Origin of the sequence: Halobacillus litoralis (genome assembly GCF_004101865.1) — a bacterium.
Taxonomy (GTDB): domain Bacteria; phylum Bacillota; class Bacilli; order Bacillales; family Halobacillaceae; genus Halobacillus; species Halobacillus litoralis_A.
The window spans coordinates 1,689,816-1,704,962 of the sequence record NZ_CP026118.1 but is presented as its reverse complement, the minus strand read 5'-3'; the positions used below and the strand labels follow the sequence as shown (position 1 = coordinate 1,704,962).

The window sequence follows — 15,147 nt, the reverse complement described above, 5'->3', positions numbered from 1 at the left end:
AATGTAAGCTTTTCTTAGTTTGCACGGCTCACCTTTTCTTACTCGAGGGAGCACGTTTTTTAAGAAAATACATCTTTTAATGATTCATTTCCTCTTTTCAATTGATAGAATGAATGTAATAGTGAAACGGAAATAAAGGAAACAAACAGGTTGGATTGCTGGTATGAGGCAGGGTGCATTTAAAAGGCGAGGAGGACGAATATGTGAACGAGAAACAATTGGAGAAAAACTTAAGGAAGGGCTGGGAACGTGAACAGGAGATGCAAAGAAATCGGGAGGAGAAATTCTGGAATCATCCAGACAATTCGGACAAACTGGAGACTGTTTTAATGCGACTCACCAAGAATGAGCTTGATGAGATCAGAAAGAAGTTTGATTTCCCTGGACTCAGTTCGTTGAATAAAAGGCAGTTAGTTCAGGAACTCCTCAAATTACTTCCCGAGCACTTCTATCGTTCTGTTTATTTACTGGATCAGGAGCGTTATAAGCTTGTAAAATGGATTGTGAAGCAAGGGCATGTAAGTGGACGAACCTATAATTACTATCAAGCCAGCAGCCTGGTAGCCTACAGTCTCGCTTTTCCTGCGATGAACGAGGGAAACAGGGTACTGATTCTGCCGGAGGAATTGATTCAGGCTTTTCATCAGCTTAAAGGGCAGAAGCTGGAGCAAATCGTGAAGGAGAATACCGAATGGATTCAGCTCACCAGAGGGATGTTGCATTATTATGGTTACCTGAATCATAGGGATCTCCTTTCCTTGCTGGAAAAATATACCGATACAGAGGTTGAGAGTCTCCGCTATTTTCGCGTCATAAGTGCATATCAGAGCCTCCACGGAGGTATTGTCAGCGTAAATGACGGCTATGCCGATTTAGAGGTCGATGATTTTACTGTGTTAAAAGAAGAACAAAAAAAACGTTCGGAACTTTCCTTTTATCCTTTTACGAAAAAACAGCTGTTACAGACAGGGGCTGGTAGGATAGGCCCTTCAGAAGCTATGGAGCCCTTTCTTCAAGTTATGCGGGCGAATTATGATATAAAGGGAGAAGAACGGGAGGAAATCGCCGGTTTATATGAAAGCATGATTAAGGAAGACTATAGCATGAAGGAGCTGTTGGAAGATGTACAGGAAATGTTTGAAATTCCATCAGTTGAAGTCTTAAAAGAAATGACAGATTCTCTTATTTTCGCAAATAATCATACTCGGCTTTGGATGCTAAAAGGTTATAAACCAACTGAACTCTCAAGGGGAAACAAGTCCGAAGCTGCTGATGAAAAGAAAAGTAACATTCTTCCATTTCAACAGCCGAAAAAAATCGGGCGGAATAATCCCTGTCCTTGCGGAAGTGGGAAAAAATATAAAAAATGCTGTGGAAAATAAAGAGAGGAGGCCAGTGAGAAAAGCTATGAAAGTAAAGCTGGATAAAGTAGTCGAACTCTTAGAAATGGATAACCCTGAATGGGCTATATATTTTGATAAACAGACCTATGAATTTGTTACCTTCAGTCAGGAAAGCGCTCGTGCCGCAGAGGCTGACGAACCGTATGATCATTTACCAGAATGGCAGAGAAATGAGCGAAAAGCAGCAGATATGGTCATGGACGATGTATCAGACCGCTTCATCCACTTGTCAGAAGAGGAGGATGTGGATGAATATAGGATGATCGAAGAATTTTCTTATTCGATAAAGGATGAATTGCAGAGGGGAAGCCTGTTAAAAGCTATCCGCGGACGCGGGGCCTTTCGTCGTTTCAGGAAGAATATTGAGGCCTGGGGGCTGCTTTACGATTGGTATGATTTTCGGGAAAAAGGATATAAGCAAGCGGCCAGAGAATGGTGTGAAAGAAATGATATTGCCATATGAGAAGAGAATGACTTTCCAATATTAAAAGTGTCGAATGAACAAGCCTCAAGAGTTAATAAAACTTTTGAGGGCTTTTATTTTATAAAGCCAAACTGTGTATAATTTTTTGGGAAACGAAAAATTGAGCCATGAAACTTGATAATAGTAACAGAAAAATATTGATCAAGATCAGTTAAGTATTCTCTCTCGTCCAATTCTTTCACTGACTATAAAGCATCATACATAAACGAAAAATCACCGTAGAAGAGTTATCATTCATCTACGGCGATTTTTTAGGGAATGCCCATCAGGTTTAAAGAAAATCCTCACCAGAATTGACTGCTATTCTCTATGAATATAGAGAGAACAAAAAGGGATCTGCTCTTTAAAACAGGTTCTTTTTTGTGTCCAGTATTACACTCCCAGACGACAGATTCTGTCAGTGTTTTATAAAACTAGCTTCGATAAAAAATGTTTTATCGAAGCCATAGAATTAAAAGGATAACTACTAAATGTTTCGAGGTCTCTACGACAAAGTAAATAGAGAGGCTCAATTTGTCCAAGCATTCCTTAAATCTATGAGTATTCTTATATAAACAAGAAAGGGGGTGTACTTAGTAATAGTTTCCATAGGGTTCTTTCTGTTAGTTTGAGCAACAAAAAAATGGCTCCTTCGTCGTGGTGAACAGAAAACCGCTTGACACCTTAGGGTAAAGGCGTCAAACGGCTTCCAGTTTTGTTGAACTCCCACAAATAGAGGCAATTATATTTTCGCTTCCCAATTTTTCTTTTCTTCATCTTTCATCATATCTTCTGCGTCCTGAGGGTATGCTGTCCGGAAAGCATGATGGTCAGATTCAATCACTTCTACCATTTTATCGATCATTTCCTGCGGATCATATTGATCGTCTAAAATTTTCTCCGTTTCAGCAATCGACTCTCTTGGTGTGAAGTTTTTATTTTCATCGTACCATTTATGCTTTTCTTCAAACATACGGTCGTTAAAGCCGGTTTCGAATGGTCCAGGGTTAATAGTAGCTACCTGGACATTAAACTCTTCAAGTTCGGCTTTCATTGTCTTCGCTACCGCTTCCAGTGCATGCTTGGATGCTACATAAGGCCCAAGGTACGGCATGCCGACAACACCGGCAATGGAACTCATAAATACAATTTTCCCTGCTTTCTTTTCTACGAACTTCTTAGCTGCTATTTGAGCATTTTCCAGAGTGCAAAATACGTTTGTTTCAAATATATCCCGGACGCGGTCGACTGGAATCTCCGCAATGGGACCGCCTTCTCCAATAGCTGCATTGGCTATGAAAATATCATAATTATAGTCATGAATTAACTGCTGGTCCCGCTGATTTTTAATGTCTAATTTAATTACTTCTAATTCTACTCCAGCTTCTGAAGCTGCTTCTCTTAAACTAGTGATTTGGGAGATGATCTCAACTGCCGCAATCACGTGATGGCCTTTTTTGGCTAATCCGATTGCTGTGCCTTTTCCTAAACCGCTGCCTGCACCAGTGATAAAGATCGTTTTACTCATTTTTCACTTCCTCCCTTACGAAATCCTATGTCAGTGTAGTTCCCACATGTCCATTTGTTAAAACACTACTCCCTGAAATGTGCACTAAATGTACGGGAATAATAGTTATCACATTGCTAATACGTTTTTCTCATGTATAGTGAAAGCATAATGCAGGAAGCGTGAACGTGGTCCTGAATATAACCAAGGGGGAATTAGAATGCGAAAGATAATCTTATCGACCGAAAGCGGCGCCGACTTACCGGGTGATCTAGCTGAAAAGTACGGTATTCAAGTAGTTCCCATGCACATTATTATGGATGGGAAGGATTATTTAGACGGTTCTTTGCCGGTCCAGGATATTTATGACTATTACGAACGTACGAAGAAAATACCTTCCACCACCTCCACAAACGCTCATGAGTATCAAGAATTTTTTGCAACTATAAGAGAGAATTATCCAGATTGCTTCATTATACATATTGGTTATACATCAAAAGCGTCTTCTTCTTTTCAAAATGCTGTCATTGCTGCGGAAGAGTTTGAAGATATTTTTCTCATAGATGCTCTGAATGTTACTGGAGGGTTAGCTGCGATTGTATTGTATGCTGCTGAGTTATTAGAAAAAGATCCGAGCATTGAACCGGAACGATTAATTGAAAAAATAGAGGCAATCGTTCCTAAAGCAAGGCTGGCTTTCATCCCAGGCAGCCTGGAGTTTCTTAAAGCTGGAGGACGAGTAAGCAATATGGCCTCTCTGATTGGAGCTCTGTTGAAAATAAAGCCATGCATAGAGTTGAAGGATGGAAAGCTTATGCCTACAAAGAAGTATCGCGGGAAAATGGGTGGAGCTGCTGAAAAACTTTTGAGGGATTACTTAACTGAATTCGACATCAATAGAGAGCAGGTTTATTTTATCTACTCCATCGGACTTGATGAAAAGATCAAACAGCGGATGGATGAGCTTGCTGAAGAAAATGGATTCCGAAATATTAGATGGATTCAAGCGGGCGGTATGATTTCGACGCATTCTGGAGCCGGGGGTTTCGGGGTAGCAGGGTTAGAGCACTAGTACGGGGACTATTGCTATGATGTACCAGTTTATGATGAAAAAAATCATCATTCACCAAGGGAAGAAGAGGTTGAAAAGTACTTTATTGCACGACCATATTCTAGAAAGTTGATCTTTTCGAGTAAGGGGCAGGGGTGTTTTCATGCCTGTGGCAGCAGTATTCTTATTGTACCTATATAATAAACAGGAGCGGAGAGGCCCATGACTGGGGTCTCTCCGCTTCTTAAATGAGGATCAAGCGATTTTTTAAAATTTGATGTCTTCTTCATTTGCTACGACCAATAATGTTTTACCCTTCTCTAATTCTTTGTGTATCTCCTTAGCCTTGGATTGTTCGAACCCGATTTCTTTCATCTTGGAAATCAACTTATCGTCTTTCCCACGGAAAATATTCTTTGTCGCTGTACCGAGTCCAGTTTCACTTACACCGATCTTGTTGGCATCTGTCTGTCTTTTCGCACGTCTGACGTGGTCATTGTCATGTGAAAGAATGTAAATATTATCTTCATCTACTCCATGTTCTTTAATTCTGTCGATAGATTCACCCATTTGTTCATCATCACCAAAAATTTGATAGTTCGGTTGCAATGATATCGCCTCCTTTAGAAAGAGGTTACCCTGGGAGGAGAGCAACTTAAACAATGAAGAAAGTCCTGTTATCAGGAAGGGAATAGAGTGACTTAATAAAATGAAACGTAATAAGACACCTGCAAAGTTGTAATACTACTTACAGTTGGTGGTGTTTTTCTAATGGAAATGCGTATGCAGGGGGATAGGGATGGCACCGTAAGACCTAACAAGTGTTTCCCATCTTCTTAAGCGATAAGCCAAACCACGCCACTCTCATTTTTATTCCAATATCTTTTTCCATAACGCTATTCAATTCTTCAATATCAACCATACCAGATTCATCCATTGCCTTTGTCGCATATATAATACATTCAGTAAAGTCAAGTTTGTGATCAAGTATGTTGTAAATGATTTGCCAAACTTGAGAAGCATTGACCGTGTTCTTTGAATTCGTTTCTTTATTTATTGATTTCCTTTCTTGCATTAAACCATTTTCGTTTACTTCTCTATAGGTTTTATATTTAGGCCGAAATATATCCTTAATACCAAGCCGTAAGTTATTATATTGAGGAAGGACCGGGGCGCTTGTATATATTTGGAAACTACTGATCCCGTTTAGTCTGCAAGCTTCTGTTATTGCACGCTGATCTTCACCTTGACAATAACCTGATAATTTTGACATCAACAATAATTCCCGACCTGTTTTATAAGTTTTTTTATCATATAGTGCGATAAGCTTTTCAAATTCACTTGTTAACTTTTCTGTGTAGAACTTTTTTCCATTTTCATTCGCAGCTTCTGATACAAATAAACCAATAGTTTTTGGGTATCCATTTCCTTTAACAGCATAGTGAGCAATGTAGTTCTCCCTTGTAAGAGGCAAATCCTTGTTAATACTTTTCCATATAAGCTTGAAAAATTTAGAGTAATGATTGTGATCTAACACCTTTTGAAGAATTTTATCTGTACTGAATAGACGCATGATATATTCATTTAAGCCTGTTTTTTGTAAGCGTTCGGAGAAAGTCATCTTTCCAGGTTTAAAATAGGACTTTATCAACATTTTAAATACTTCTTTTATTGAAGTATCATTTGTATAACTATAATTATAGATTGCATCCGCATTTTGCCCGCTCATAAGAATCTCATATCCGTTTTCTTGTGCATAAGAAGCCATATAAATCCATAGTCTACCATCTTTATACTCGAATGGAAGTAGATCATCGAGTTTTCCTTGCCACTTATCGTAGAAATCCTTTATCTTAACTTCTATATAATTGATGTCTAAATTGTACAGTTCAGCAATTTTTTGAACTCCTGATTGATCTTTTAAGTTATCATCGAGCACTAAATCTTTAATTTCACCTGTTACATAGTGGAGATTCACTTCATTGTTCTTCGCAATACTAGCAATATGCATAGAGTCAAGTCCTCCAGAGAGCATCATCAATGGCGCTTTCCCCTCACCTGAAAGGGCAAATAAAACCTCAGTGATAGCATCTTTTATGTTTTTATATCTCGGTTTTGGCATCTTCAAATAACCTTCAATTACCTCATTATTTATGAGCTTATATACTTTAGTAGGCGTTAATAAATGAATCTTCTTATAAAACGTTCCACCACACCACGTGTGATCCCAGTTCAGGAAATAAAAGATTTGAAACCAATCTAAATCTGGATCTGTTTGCTGTGGTAGTGAATATAAGTCGTTACTAATGAAAATATCCTCCGAAATTTCATTCATATACATCCGACAATGGCCATAAAAATCCACTGCAAAATTAATGATTTCCCCGTTTTTTGTTTCTAAAAAAAAGCAATCACCTGTCAATCGAGGGATCAGGTCGGTAAACTTGATGTTTCTTAACTTACTAAATTTTTCAGGGGAAAATGCTGATGAGTCTAGTAGAAGTGGTTTTCCATATAACAACAGCGTGGAGTCATTATTTGTTACATCTATGATATAACTTGGTTTTACATCTGCATCCCATTTACCAGTTGTCTTATTAATAGAGATTTTCATACGATTCCTCCTCATATAAATATAAATTTATCGCTCATATGTATATGGGTGGCCCTCATGGCTGGGAGATGTTGGAATATCGAAAAGGACATATTGTGATTCTCCGTGACCGTCATCGCTCGAAGCGTTAGATCGCTCTTTTGTCTAAGGATCTGGAAGGTAAGAAGGTCCATCGTTCAAACGTATGCGAAGCGTTTGCAAATCAAGTACTTTTCAAAATAATAAAATCTCACTAAAGGCTGGCAAAATAGATTTAAATACGAGAGCCATGATGTTTCTAAAAAGGAGACTTATAATACATTTCAAGTAATATTTATTAAATCGATGAGTATTTATAAGATGAATTGACCAGGAGGTATCAAATGTGAAAACAACTGCTATAATCCCTCTAAGAAAAGGCTCTAAAAGTATAATTAACAAAAATAGAAAAAAAGTATTGGGGAGACCGTTATTCACATGGGTATTAGGTGAAGCAATTGCTAGTAACCTTGATGAGATATACATTTACACAGATGACGAATTGATAATAAATTATGTTAAAAATGAGTACAAATGGTCTGCTAAGGTCAAAGTACTGTCCAGAAGTGAGGAAAGTGCTACCGATGAAGCTAGCACGGAATTAGCTATGAAGGAATTTTCTTCAAAAATAAAATATGATTATGATGTTTTATGTCTTTTGCAGGCAACTTCTCCATTGACGACAAAGGAATATATTAATAGCACACTGGAAAAAGTAGTAAATAAAAATTTTGATTCATGTTTAACCGTCGTAGAATACAAAAGATTCTTCTGGAATGAAGAAGGAGTTAGTTTAAACTATGATTTTAGTAATCGACCTAGAAGACAAGAATTCAAGGGAACTTTAGTAGAAAATGGAGCAGTGTACGTTACGACTAAATCCCAATTTATCAATTCAGGCAATAGGCTGGGTGGTAATATAGGGGTGGTTAAAATGCCTGAAGATACACTTACAGAAGTGGATGAACCAAATGATTTAGTCGTGGTGGAAAAATTATTATTAAATCGATTAAAACAATCTAAAGGAGCACCTACGACCATTAAAGCAGTTGTCTTTGACGTCGACGGAGTTTTTACAAATGGGAACATAACTTATTCCACGGATGGGGATTTTTCTAAAGAGTTTAATATGCAGGATGGAATGGGTGTTGAGCTACTTAGAGAATGTAACTTACCAATAGTTGTCATGACTTCAGAAAAAAGTGACATAGTGGTTCACAGAATGAATAAATTACATATTGAACATGTTTACTCGGGTGTAAAAGATAAATACTCCTTGTTGGAATATTTATTGAAAGACCTCAATCTCAAAAGAAATGATTTAGCATATGTAGGTGATGATATTAATGATTTACCTAACATATGTTCAGTAGGGTGGGGGATCTGTCCTGCTAATGCAATGGAAGAAGTTAAGATGGAAAGTGATGTAATTCTTACAAATAGAGGAGGGTTTAAAGCTGTTCGGGAAGTAGTGAAATTCATCATGAATTACAACAAAAGATTTTAGGAGGAATACTTCTGAAAAAGTCTAAAGTGATCGCTGAAATTGGGGGGAATCATAAAGGTGATATGGCTGTTGCAAAAGAATTAATAAAAGTAGCGAAAATTTTTTGCAAAGCTGATATTATAAAATTTCAAACAAGAAACATAAAAGTATGGGCGGAGAGAATGCCTGATATGTATAACGGGCCACATCCCAATCCACATAATTCATACGGTAATACTTATCAGGAACATAGAGAATTCCTTGAATTTTCTATAGATCAGCATGTGGAACTGAAAAGATATTGCGAGGAAATAGGAATTACTTATAGTACTTCTGTGTGGGATATTGACTCGGCAAAAGGGATAGCTGCATTAAACCCTGAATTCATAAAGATTCCATCTGCTTGTAATACAGATTACAGGATGTTGGCATGGTTGTGTGAAAATTATTCGGGAGAAATTCACGTCTCGACTGGTATGACCGACAAAAAAGAGATTGATCGAATAATGAATTTGTTTATTGAAAAGAAAAGAAACAAAGATGTAGTTTTATATAACTGTACATCGGGCTATCCAGTTCCGTTTGAGGATGTAGCTTTGTTAGAAATAAATAATCTTAAAAAAAAGTATGGAAATAAAATAAAAGCTGTAGGTTTCTCCGGGCACCATAGAGGAATTGCAGTAGATATTGCAGCTTATACTTTGGGTGCTGAATATATCGAGAGGCATTATACGCTTGATCGAACATGGCAAGGTACAGATCATGCAGCGTCATTAGAGCCTGAGGGAATAAGAAGGCTAGTCAGAGATTTAGAAAGTGTTAGAAAAGCACTTAATTATAAAGAAAAAGAAATCTTAGATATCGAACAAATTCAAAGAAAGAAATTGAAATATGTAGGAAAATACAAAAGGTAAAGGTTGGTACTAAGTGAAGGCACTTCACATTGCAAGTTTTAATGGGAATATTGGAGATATAATAAACCATGCTGGATTTGATGCGCAATTCAAAAAGAATGTTTGTAATAATATAGAATTCGTAAGGGAAGAGATTCGGGATTATTATAAAGTTAGAAGTCATAAAAGTTTTAACACGGAAAAATTCATCAAGTTAGCTAACAGCTTTGATCTTATAGTTATTGGCGGAGGTAATTTTTTATCTCCATGGTTAGAAATATCTAACAATGGTACAACATTTGATATATCAATTGATAATTTAAAAAAAATCAAAACCCCTATTTTATTCAATGCAGTCGGTTGTGAAGGAAGCTTAGGATACAGTGAAAGCACAATTCATAACATAAGGGAATTTTTGGATCATATTCTCTTATCTGAAGCAAGTGATAACTATTTTTTCACTGTAAGAAATGATGGATCGTATTCTTTTATAAAAAATGTTATTGGCAAGAAATACTCAAATAAAGTCTTTGAAATACCTGACAATGGCTTCTTTTGTCCTACAGAGAATTTTCAACTAAGTAATGACAATGAAAAAATATTAGGTATATCAATTTCAGAAGATAGATTAAAGGCAAAGCTTTCCCCGGATGAATATCAATCTTTTATTAAAAAACTCACCACAATTATTTCCTTCTACGTTAAAGAATCTTATAATATAAAATTCATACCGCACACCTTTAATGATTATAAACTTTTAGTCGATTTGTTTGATTATCTGGAAGATAGTATCCTTAGAAATAATATTACTGTAAGTGAATTACAAACTAATAGCAAAAGTGGCAAAGAAGTAATTGGTTCTTACGTTAATTGCAATCAAGCTATTGTGATGAGGTTTCATGCAAGTATTTCATGTGTAAGGCTAAATATACCTTTTGTTGCCTTGACTTTAGACCAAAGACTTCTAGCATTATTCAACAGTCTGGATTTAGAAAACATTTTTAACATTAATGAAAATTTCAGTGCTTTTGATATTATTGGACATTTCAAAAAAAGCTCGCACAATCATGCTGATTTATTGGATCAACTTTATATATCACATTCATATATTTTTAAAAGTATAAAGAGGTGGGTAAATACCCACGTAGCCTCAGGTTAAAATGAAAAACGACGGAAATATGGACAGTAGTTAGGCTTTCCCATAGGTCATCAGACTGCAAGTAATTCACAGTAAATAGGATATTACTAAACCCCCTACTATCATTTCATTAAAAATGGATACACATAAATCTTTTCCATCGTTTCCATATATTTTTCCGGGGTCAACTTTAATACCGCCTCTAATGTTTTGTCAGGTTCGAATAATTTTACTTTCCAAATATTCTTCAAGAAATTAAATTGGGTAATTAGTTCATGGACAGCAAATGCCTGCCAAAAGCTGTTTTTTTCTCTTTTTTTAAGTTGATAGCCTTGATAATGAGGTGTGTTTGTCAAATATAAATTACAATGGAAAACTTTAATATATTTAGGGTTGAAGTGGAGGATGTCGAATAAGACGTTGGGGAGGGCATTTGGACTTCCGCTAAATAAGAATTCAGCAGGTAAAGGAAAAAAAGCTCTACCTTCCTGGGTAGATATTTTGTCCTTCTGGTACTGATATCGAATACTTTTAAAGCACGAAAACTTTACATCGTTCAGGAAATAAGTATCATTACTATTTAGATAGTTTGCTGTTCCACCATTATAATAAGAAACATCTATTCGATTACCAAAACCGTTCTTTGGTAATCCTCCTTTATAATTAAACCTGATCACAACATCAAAGGAGTTGATTTCTTTTGAAAAATCTTCTTTTACCGGCGCTGGTCCAACAATGGCTACTCTTTTCCCGCTTATATAATTAAAAAATGTCCGATCCGCTTTTGAAAAATTAGGTTCACATAAAATGGTAGCCTGTTTTTTATCACCTTTCAGTATGGTGTGGAATATTTTCCATCTATCCAATAATGACTTATCAAAGTCATTTTTTTTGATCCTAGCGATAATTTCTTTCGCACTTTTGAGGTCTCCTTGGTCAGCAAATGCTTTCAAGGAGTGTATTGAAGTATTATTAAATGATTCCCCAAAGGAGTTATATGTTGCACTCTCAATTCCTTTTGTCCTTGCAACATGAGCAACTTTAAAAAGACCATTGGATATTAATAAAAACACCAAACCATTCCACTTTATACTCGGTAATGAATTTGCACTCAGTTTAGACGTATGTTCAATAAGCACTTCTGAATAATTAGATGTGTATTTTTTTATATTGTGCCTTTGTTCTATAGCTCTTAACACCTTTTGTAAATAATCACTAGGTAACCCTTCATAATTTTCTAAGTTACTATTATATATATCGTTTAATTTTGATAATCCCTTCTGAAAAGCCTTATTATCTCCAACTTTCAATATATTTGTTATCTCGTTTGATTCCATCATTTATTTTTCATGCCCCTCCTTGGCTTTTTCTTTATATCAATTGATATGGTTTTATAATTTTTAAAGCTTCTTTTATATGAAACATTTAATCTTTTCAATTTTTTCTCTCCTAGAATTTATAATTTCTTAAACACCAATATAAAGTTTAAGACAATTTATTCTGGTATTTCACTCTCTATCATACATATGATTAAACTAATGTTTTTGTTACAGTTACATATTAAATACATGATTCAGGTTGAAAATATTAAACGCTTTTTCAGACGAAATTTAGTACTACTTAGCCTTTCCCTCTTATTTAATGGCCTTCGCTTCAAGTCTATACTCCTTACTTGTGAAGTTTTTGATCTATGCTGTAATAGGGATAGAGCATATTTCCTAAATATTTACATATAGGTTTAAATGGGGGGAGATGTTGGTGGGAAATAATAGTACTTTACGATATCCGAATGATATGCTTTCAATCATCAGAAATGGTTTGCCTAAACAGGGGGAATCCAAAAGAATTCTAATCATAGGAGCTGGAATGGCAGGGCTTGTTGCCGCTTCATTACTTAAGCAAGCAGGTCATGATGTGACTATATTAGAAGGCAACAATCGTATTGGCGGGAGAGTTTATACGATTAGATCACCCTTCTTTGGATTTGGGAATTACTTGGATGTTGGTGCAATGAGAATTCCGACAAATCACAAATTAGTGATGGAATATATACGGAAATTTGGTTTACCTGTTAATCCTTTTATCAACACATCGCCCGAAGATTTGATTTATGCAAATAATGTCCTTACAACTAGGAAGTATTACGAAATAAATCCAGACGTTTTAAATTATCCTTTGAAAGAGAATGAGAAAGGGAAGACTGCAAAAGAGCTTTTTTTGGAAGCTACCCAGCCTTTCATTGACCTATACTATGGTAGTACACTGGAGGAAAAGCAAAGACTGAGGGAGAAGTATGCTCATTATTCGATGAGAGAATTTTTAAAGTACAATCCCTTCAGCATTGATATGTCAGATGCTGCTATAAGGAAAATGTATGTTCTTTTAGGTATTGAGGGGTTTCCAGAGTATTCATTCATTGATATCTTAACTGATATCGCCTTCCCGATTTTCAGTCAATCTATAGATTTTATTGAAATTACGGGTGGGAACGATCTATTACCATGGTCTTTTTATCCTGAGTTAAAAGATAACATTCGGTTTAATCAGCAAGCTGAAAAAATATATCAGACCGAAAGAAGAGTAAAGGTTGAGACTATAAATCCTCAAACGAAATATAAAAGATGTTTTGATGCAGACTATGTAATTGTAACTATTCCATTTCCTTTGTTTCAATTTATAGATGTTTACCCCTATGAATCTATTTCATTTGAGAAATATCAAATCATAAGGGAACTGAACACTATAAATGCTGTTAAGATAGGAATGGAATTTAAGACCCGTTTTTGGGAGAGGGCAGGTGTAGGAAATGCTGTTACCGATCAACCGACGAGGTATACCTACGTTTCAAGTCATGGCTTGGGCACACATGGACCAGCCGTGCTATTAGCCAGTTACACCTGGGGGCATGATTCAGAATTGTGGACAAGTTTACCCCTGGAGAAAAAAATCAAGGAAGCTCTCACAGATCTTTCTGAAATATACGGGAATGTAGTATATGATGAGTATGTAACAACTGTGGCTTACGACTGGGGACTTAATTCCTTTTCAGCTGGAGCTTTCACTTTGTTTCTTCCAGATCAAGGGGAAATGTTAAACGAAGTGATGAGAAAACCGGAGGGGCGCTTGCATTTTGCTGGAGAAGGCCCCTCCAAATTTCATGGGTGGATAGAAGGAGCAATTGAATCCGGAATTAGGGAAGCGTATGAAATTAACAAAAGGATATGAAGTTACCGATGATGAGAAATTATAGAATGAGTTGGTTTCAAAGAATTTATGACCATTACCATTGAAAATATACGGTTAGGAAGGAAGCAGGAAAGGATGAGTACGCTTGCTGATATTAAATAAAGAAGAACTAACTAGTTTGGTAGATATGGGCGAAATCATAGAGCGCACAGCTGTCGCACTAAAGGAATATTCAGCAGAAAGAACAGTTACCCCTATTCGTGCCGCTTTACCCTTTAATGAAGGTCAAAATACTGCATTAGTCATGCCTTCCGTAGCTGAAGAACTGGGAGTTGTCGGCTTAAAAGTAGTAACCGTAGCTCCAAATAATAATCAATTAGGGAAGAAAACCATAAATGGTGTGGTCATGCTGTCAGACTTCGAAACCGGGGAACCTACCGCACTATTAGAAGGTTCTTATTTGACAATGGTTAGAACAGGCGCTTTATCTGGGGTAGCCACGAAATATTTGTCCCGTCAGGATTCTAAAAAGCTCTGTATTATCGGTACAGGGGCTCAAGCTGAAGGACTGGTTGAATCTGTACTCGCTGTTCGGGATAGTGAAGAGATTTCCCTTTTTAATCGTACAGAACAAAAAGCACACGAATTTGCTGAATATATTAAAGGGAAATTTGATAAACGTGTACGAGTATATTCAGACGCAAACGATGCTGTAAGTGAAGCTGATATTATTGTTACTGCAACAAACTCTTCAACACCGGTATTTTCTAAGTCATTAAAACCAGGTGTACATGTGAATGCAGTAGGTTCGTTCAGGCCGACGATGCAGGAGTTACCCTCTCATGTAATGCCTTCAGCCAACAAAGTAGTGGTGGAATCAAAAGAAGCAGCTTTAGAAGAAACCGGTGATTTGCAAGTTCCAATTGAGGAAGAAATTTTTAAACCGAGCGACATCTATGGTGAACTTGGGCAAATCGTGTCCGGAGAGAAGAAAGGCAGAGTCAGCGAAGAAGAAATCACAGTCTTCAAATCAGTTGGACTAGCAGTCGTGGATATTACAGTAGCCCAATATTTTTATAATAAAGCTATTGAAAAAAAGATAGGAAATAATGTTCAATTATAATTTGTAATTAAAGGTCTTTCTTCTTCCTTTTAAAAGCTCCCAAATGGCTTTGAAGAATAGTAGAAATTAACTTTCACCTTGGTAAGCAGATTTATGAACATTTCACAAAAATTAATTCTAATAAGGACAAAAAGAAGAATTGCTATGGCAGCTTCTGAAGTTCGTTTTTCTGTTGTAGTTTTCTTGGTTCTGCGTTGCAATTTTAAAATATTTATTAATGAAGCCTCTCCTTAAGCTATTGATTAAGGGAGGCTTATTTCTATTC

At 36.3% G+C, this 15,147-nt stretch carries 12 protein-coding genes; 8 read left to right on the top strand and 4 right to left on the bottom strand.

What is annotated here, in order from left to right:
* Positions 1-203 precede the first annotated feature (203 nt).
* Together HLI_RS08435 and HLI_RS08430 are read left to right on the top strand one after the other, a co-directional pair.
* Positions 204-1,382: a YecA family protein gene (locus tag HLI_RS08435; RefSeq protein WP_128524583.1), complete on the top strand. Its 1,179-nt coding sequence runs from the start codon at positions 204-206 to the stop codon at positions 1,380-1,382.
* 13 nt (positions 1,383-1,395) lie between these two features.
* Positions 1,396-1,866, top strand: a complete 471-nt coding sequence (locus HLI_RS08430) for a UPF0158 family protein (protein WP_164908522.1) — start codon at positions 1,396-1,398, stop codon at positions 1,864-1,866.
* Between the two features lie 742 nt (positions 1,867-2,608).
* On the opposite strand, the gene HLI_RS08425 is transcribed toward HLI_RS08430, so the two are convergent.
* The gene (locus HLI_RS08425) at positions 2,609-3,394 is read right to left on the bottom strand and encodes an SDR family oxidoreductase (RefSeq protein WP_128524581.1); all 786 of its coding nucleotides are present in this window, start codon (positions 3,392-3,394) and stop codon (positions 2,609-2,611) included.
* 199 nt (positions 3,395-3,593) lie between these two features.
* Here HLI_RS08425 and HLI_RS08420 point away from each other — a divergent pair, with 199 nt between their 5' ends.
* The gene (locus HLI_RS08420; protein ID WP_128524580.1) at positions 3,594-4,445 is read left to right on the top strand and encodes a DegV family protein; all 852 of its coding nucleotides are present in this window, start codon (positions 3,594-3,596) and stop codon (positions 4,443-4,445) included.
* A gap of 246 nt (positions 4,446-4,691) precedes the next feature.
* On the opposite strand, the gene HLI_RS08415 is transcribed toward HLI_RS08420, so the two are convergent.
* Both HLI_RS08415 and HLI_RS08410 read right to left on the bottom strand, forming a co-directional pair.
* Positions 4,692-5,033, bottom strand: coding sequence for a YflT domain-containing protein (locus tag HLI_RS08415; protein WP_128524579.1), 342 nt, complete (start codon positions 5,031-5,033; stop codon positions 4,692-4,694).
* Positions 5,034-5,238: 205 nt separating this feature from the next.
* Positions 5,239-7,038: an asparagine synthase-related protein gene (locus HLI_RS08410; RefSeq protein WP_164908521.1), complete on the bottom strand. Its 1,800-nt coding sequence runs from the start codon at positions 7,036-7,038 to the stop codon at positions 5,239-5,241.
* 364 nt (positions 7,039-7,402) lie between these two features.
* Between HLI_RS08410 and HLI_RS08405 the strand changes: the two genes are divergently transcribed.
* The 3 genes from HLI_RS08405 (at position 7,403) to HLI_RS08395 (ending at position 10,594) form a co-directional block, all read left to right on the top strand.
* Entirely contained in the window at positions 7,403-8,563 is a 1,161-nt protein-coding gene (locus HLI_RS08405; protein WP_128524577.1) for an acylneuraminate cytidylyltransferase, read from the top strand.
* A 62-nt stretch (positions 8,564-8,625) separates the two neighbouring features.
* The gene (locus HLI_RS08400; protein ID WP_128524576.1) at positions 8,626-9,456 is read left to right on the top strand and encodes an N-acetylneuraminate synthase family protein; all 831 of its coding nucleotides are present in this window, start codon (positions 8,626-8,628) and stop codon (positions 9,454-9,456) included.
* A 13-nt stretch (positions 9,457-9,469) separates the two neighbouring features.
* Positions 9,470-10,594, top strand: coding sequence for a polysaccharide pyruvyl transferase family protein (locus tag HLI_RS08395; protein WP_128524575.1), 1,125 nt, complete (start codon positions 9,470-9,472; stop codon positions 10,592-10,594).
* A gap of 101 nt (positions 10,595-10,695) precedes the next feature.
* On the opposite strand, the gene HLI_RS08390 is transcribed toward HLI_RS08395, so the two are convergent.
* Positions 10,696-11,913 carry a hypothetical protein gene (locus HLI_RS08390; RefSeq protein ID WP_128524574.1) on the bottom strand — a complete coding sequence of 406 codons (1,218 nt, stop codon included), beginning with the start codon at positions 11,911-11,913 and terminating at the stop codon, positions 10,696-10,698.
* Between the two features lie 418 nt (positions 11,914-12,331).
* Between HLI_RS08390 and HLI_RS08385 the strand changes: the two genes are divergently transcribed.
* Together HLI_RS08385 and HLI_RS08380 are read left to right on the top strand one after the other, a co-directional pair.
* Positions 12,332-13,798 carry a flavin monoamine oxidase family protein gene (locus tag HLI_RS08385; RefSeq protein WP_241655958.1) on the top strand — a complete coding sequence of 489 codons (1,467 nt, stop codon included), beginning with the start codon at positions 12,332-12,334 and terminating at the stop codon, positions 13,796-13,798.
* A gap of 106 nt (positions 13,799-13,904) precedes the next feature.
* A complete protein-coding gene (locus tag HLI_RS08380) occupies positions 13,905-14,882 on the top strand; it encodes an ornithine cyclodeaminase family protein (protein ID WP_128524572.1) in 978 nt (325 codons plus the stop codon).
* The last annotated feature ends 265 nt before the right edge of the window (positions 14,883-15,147 follow it).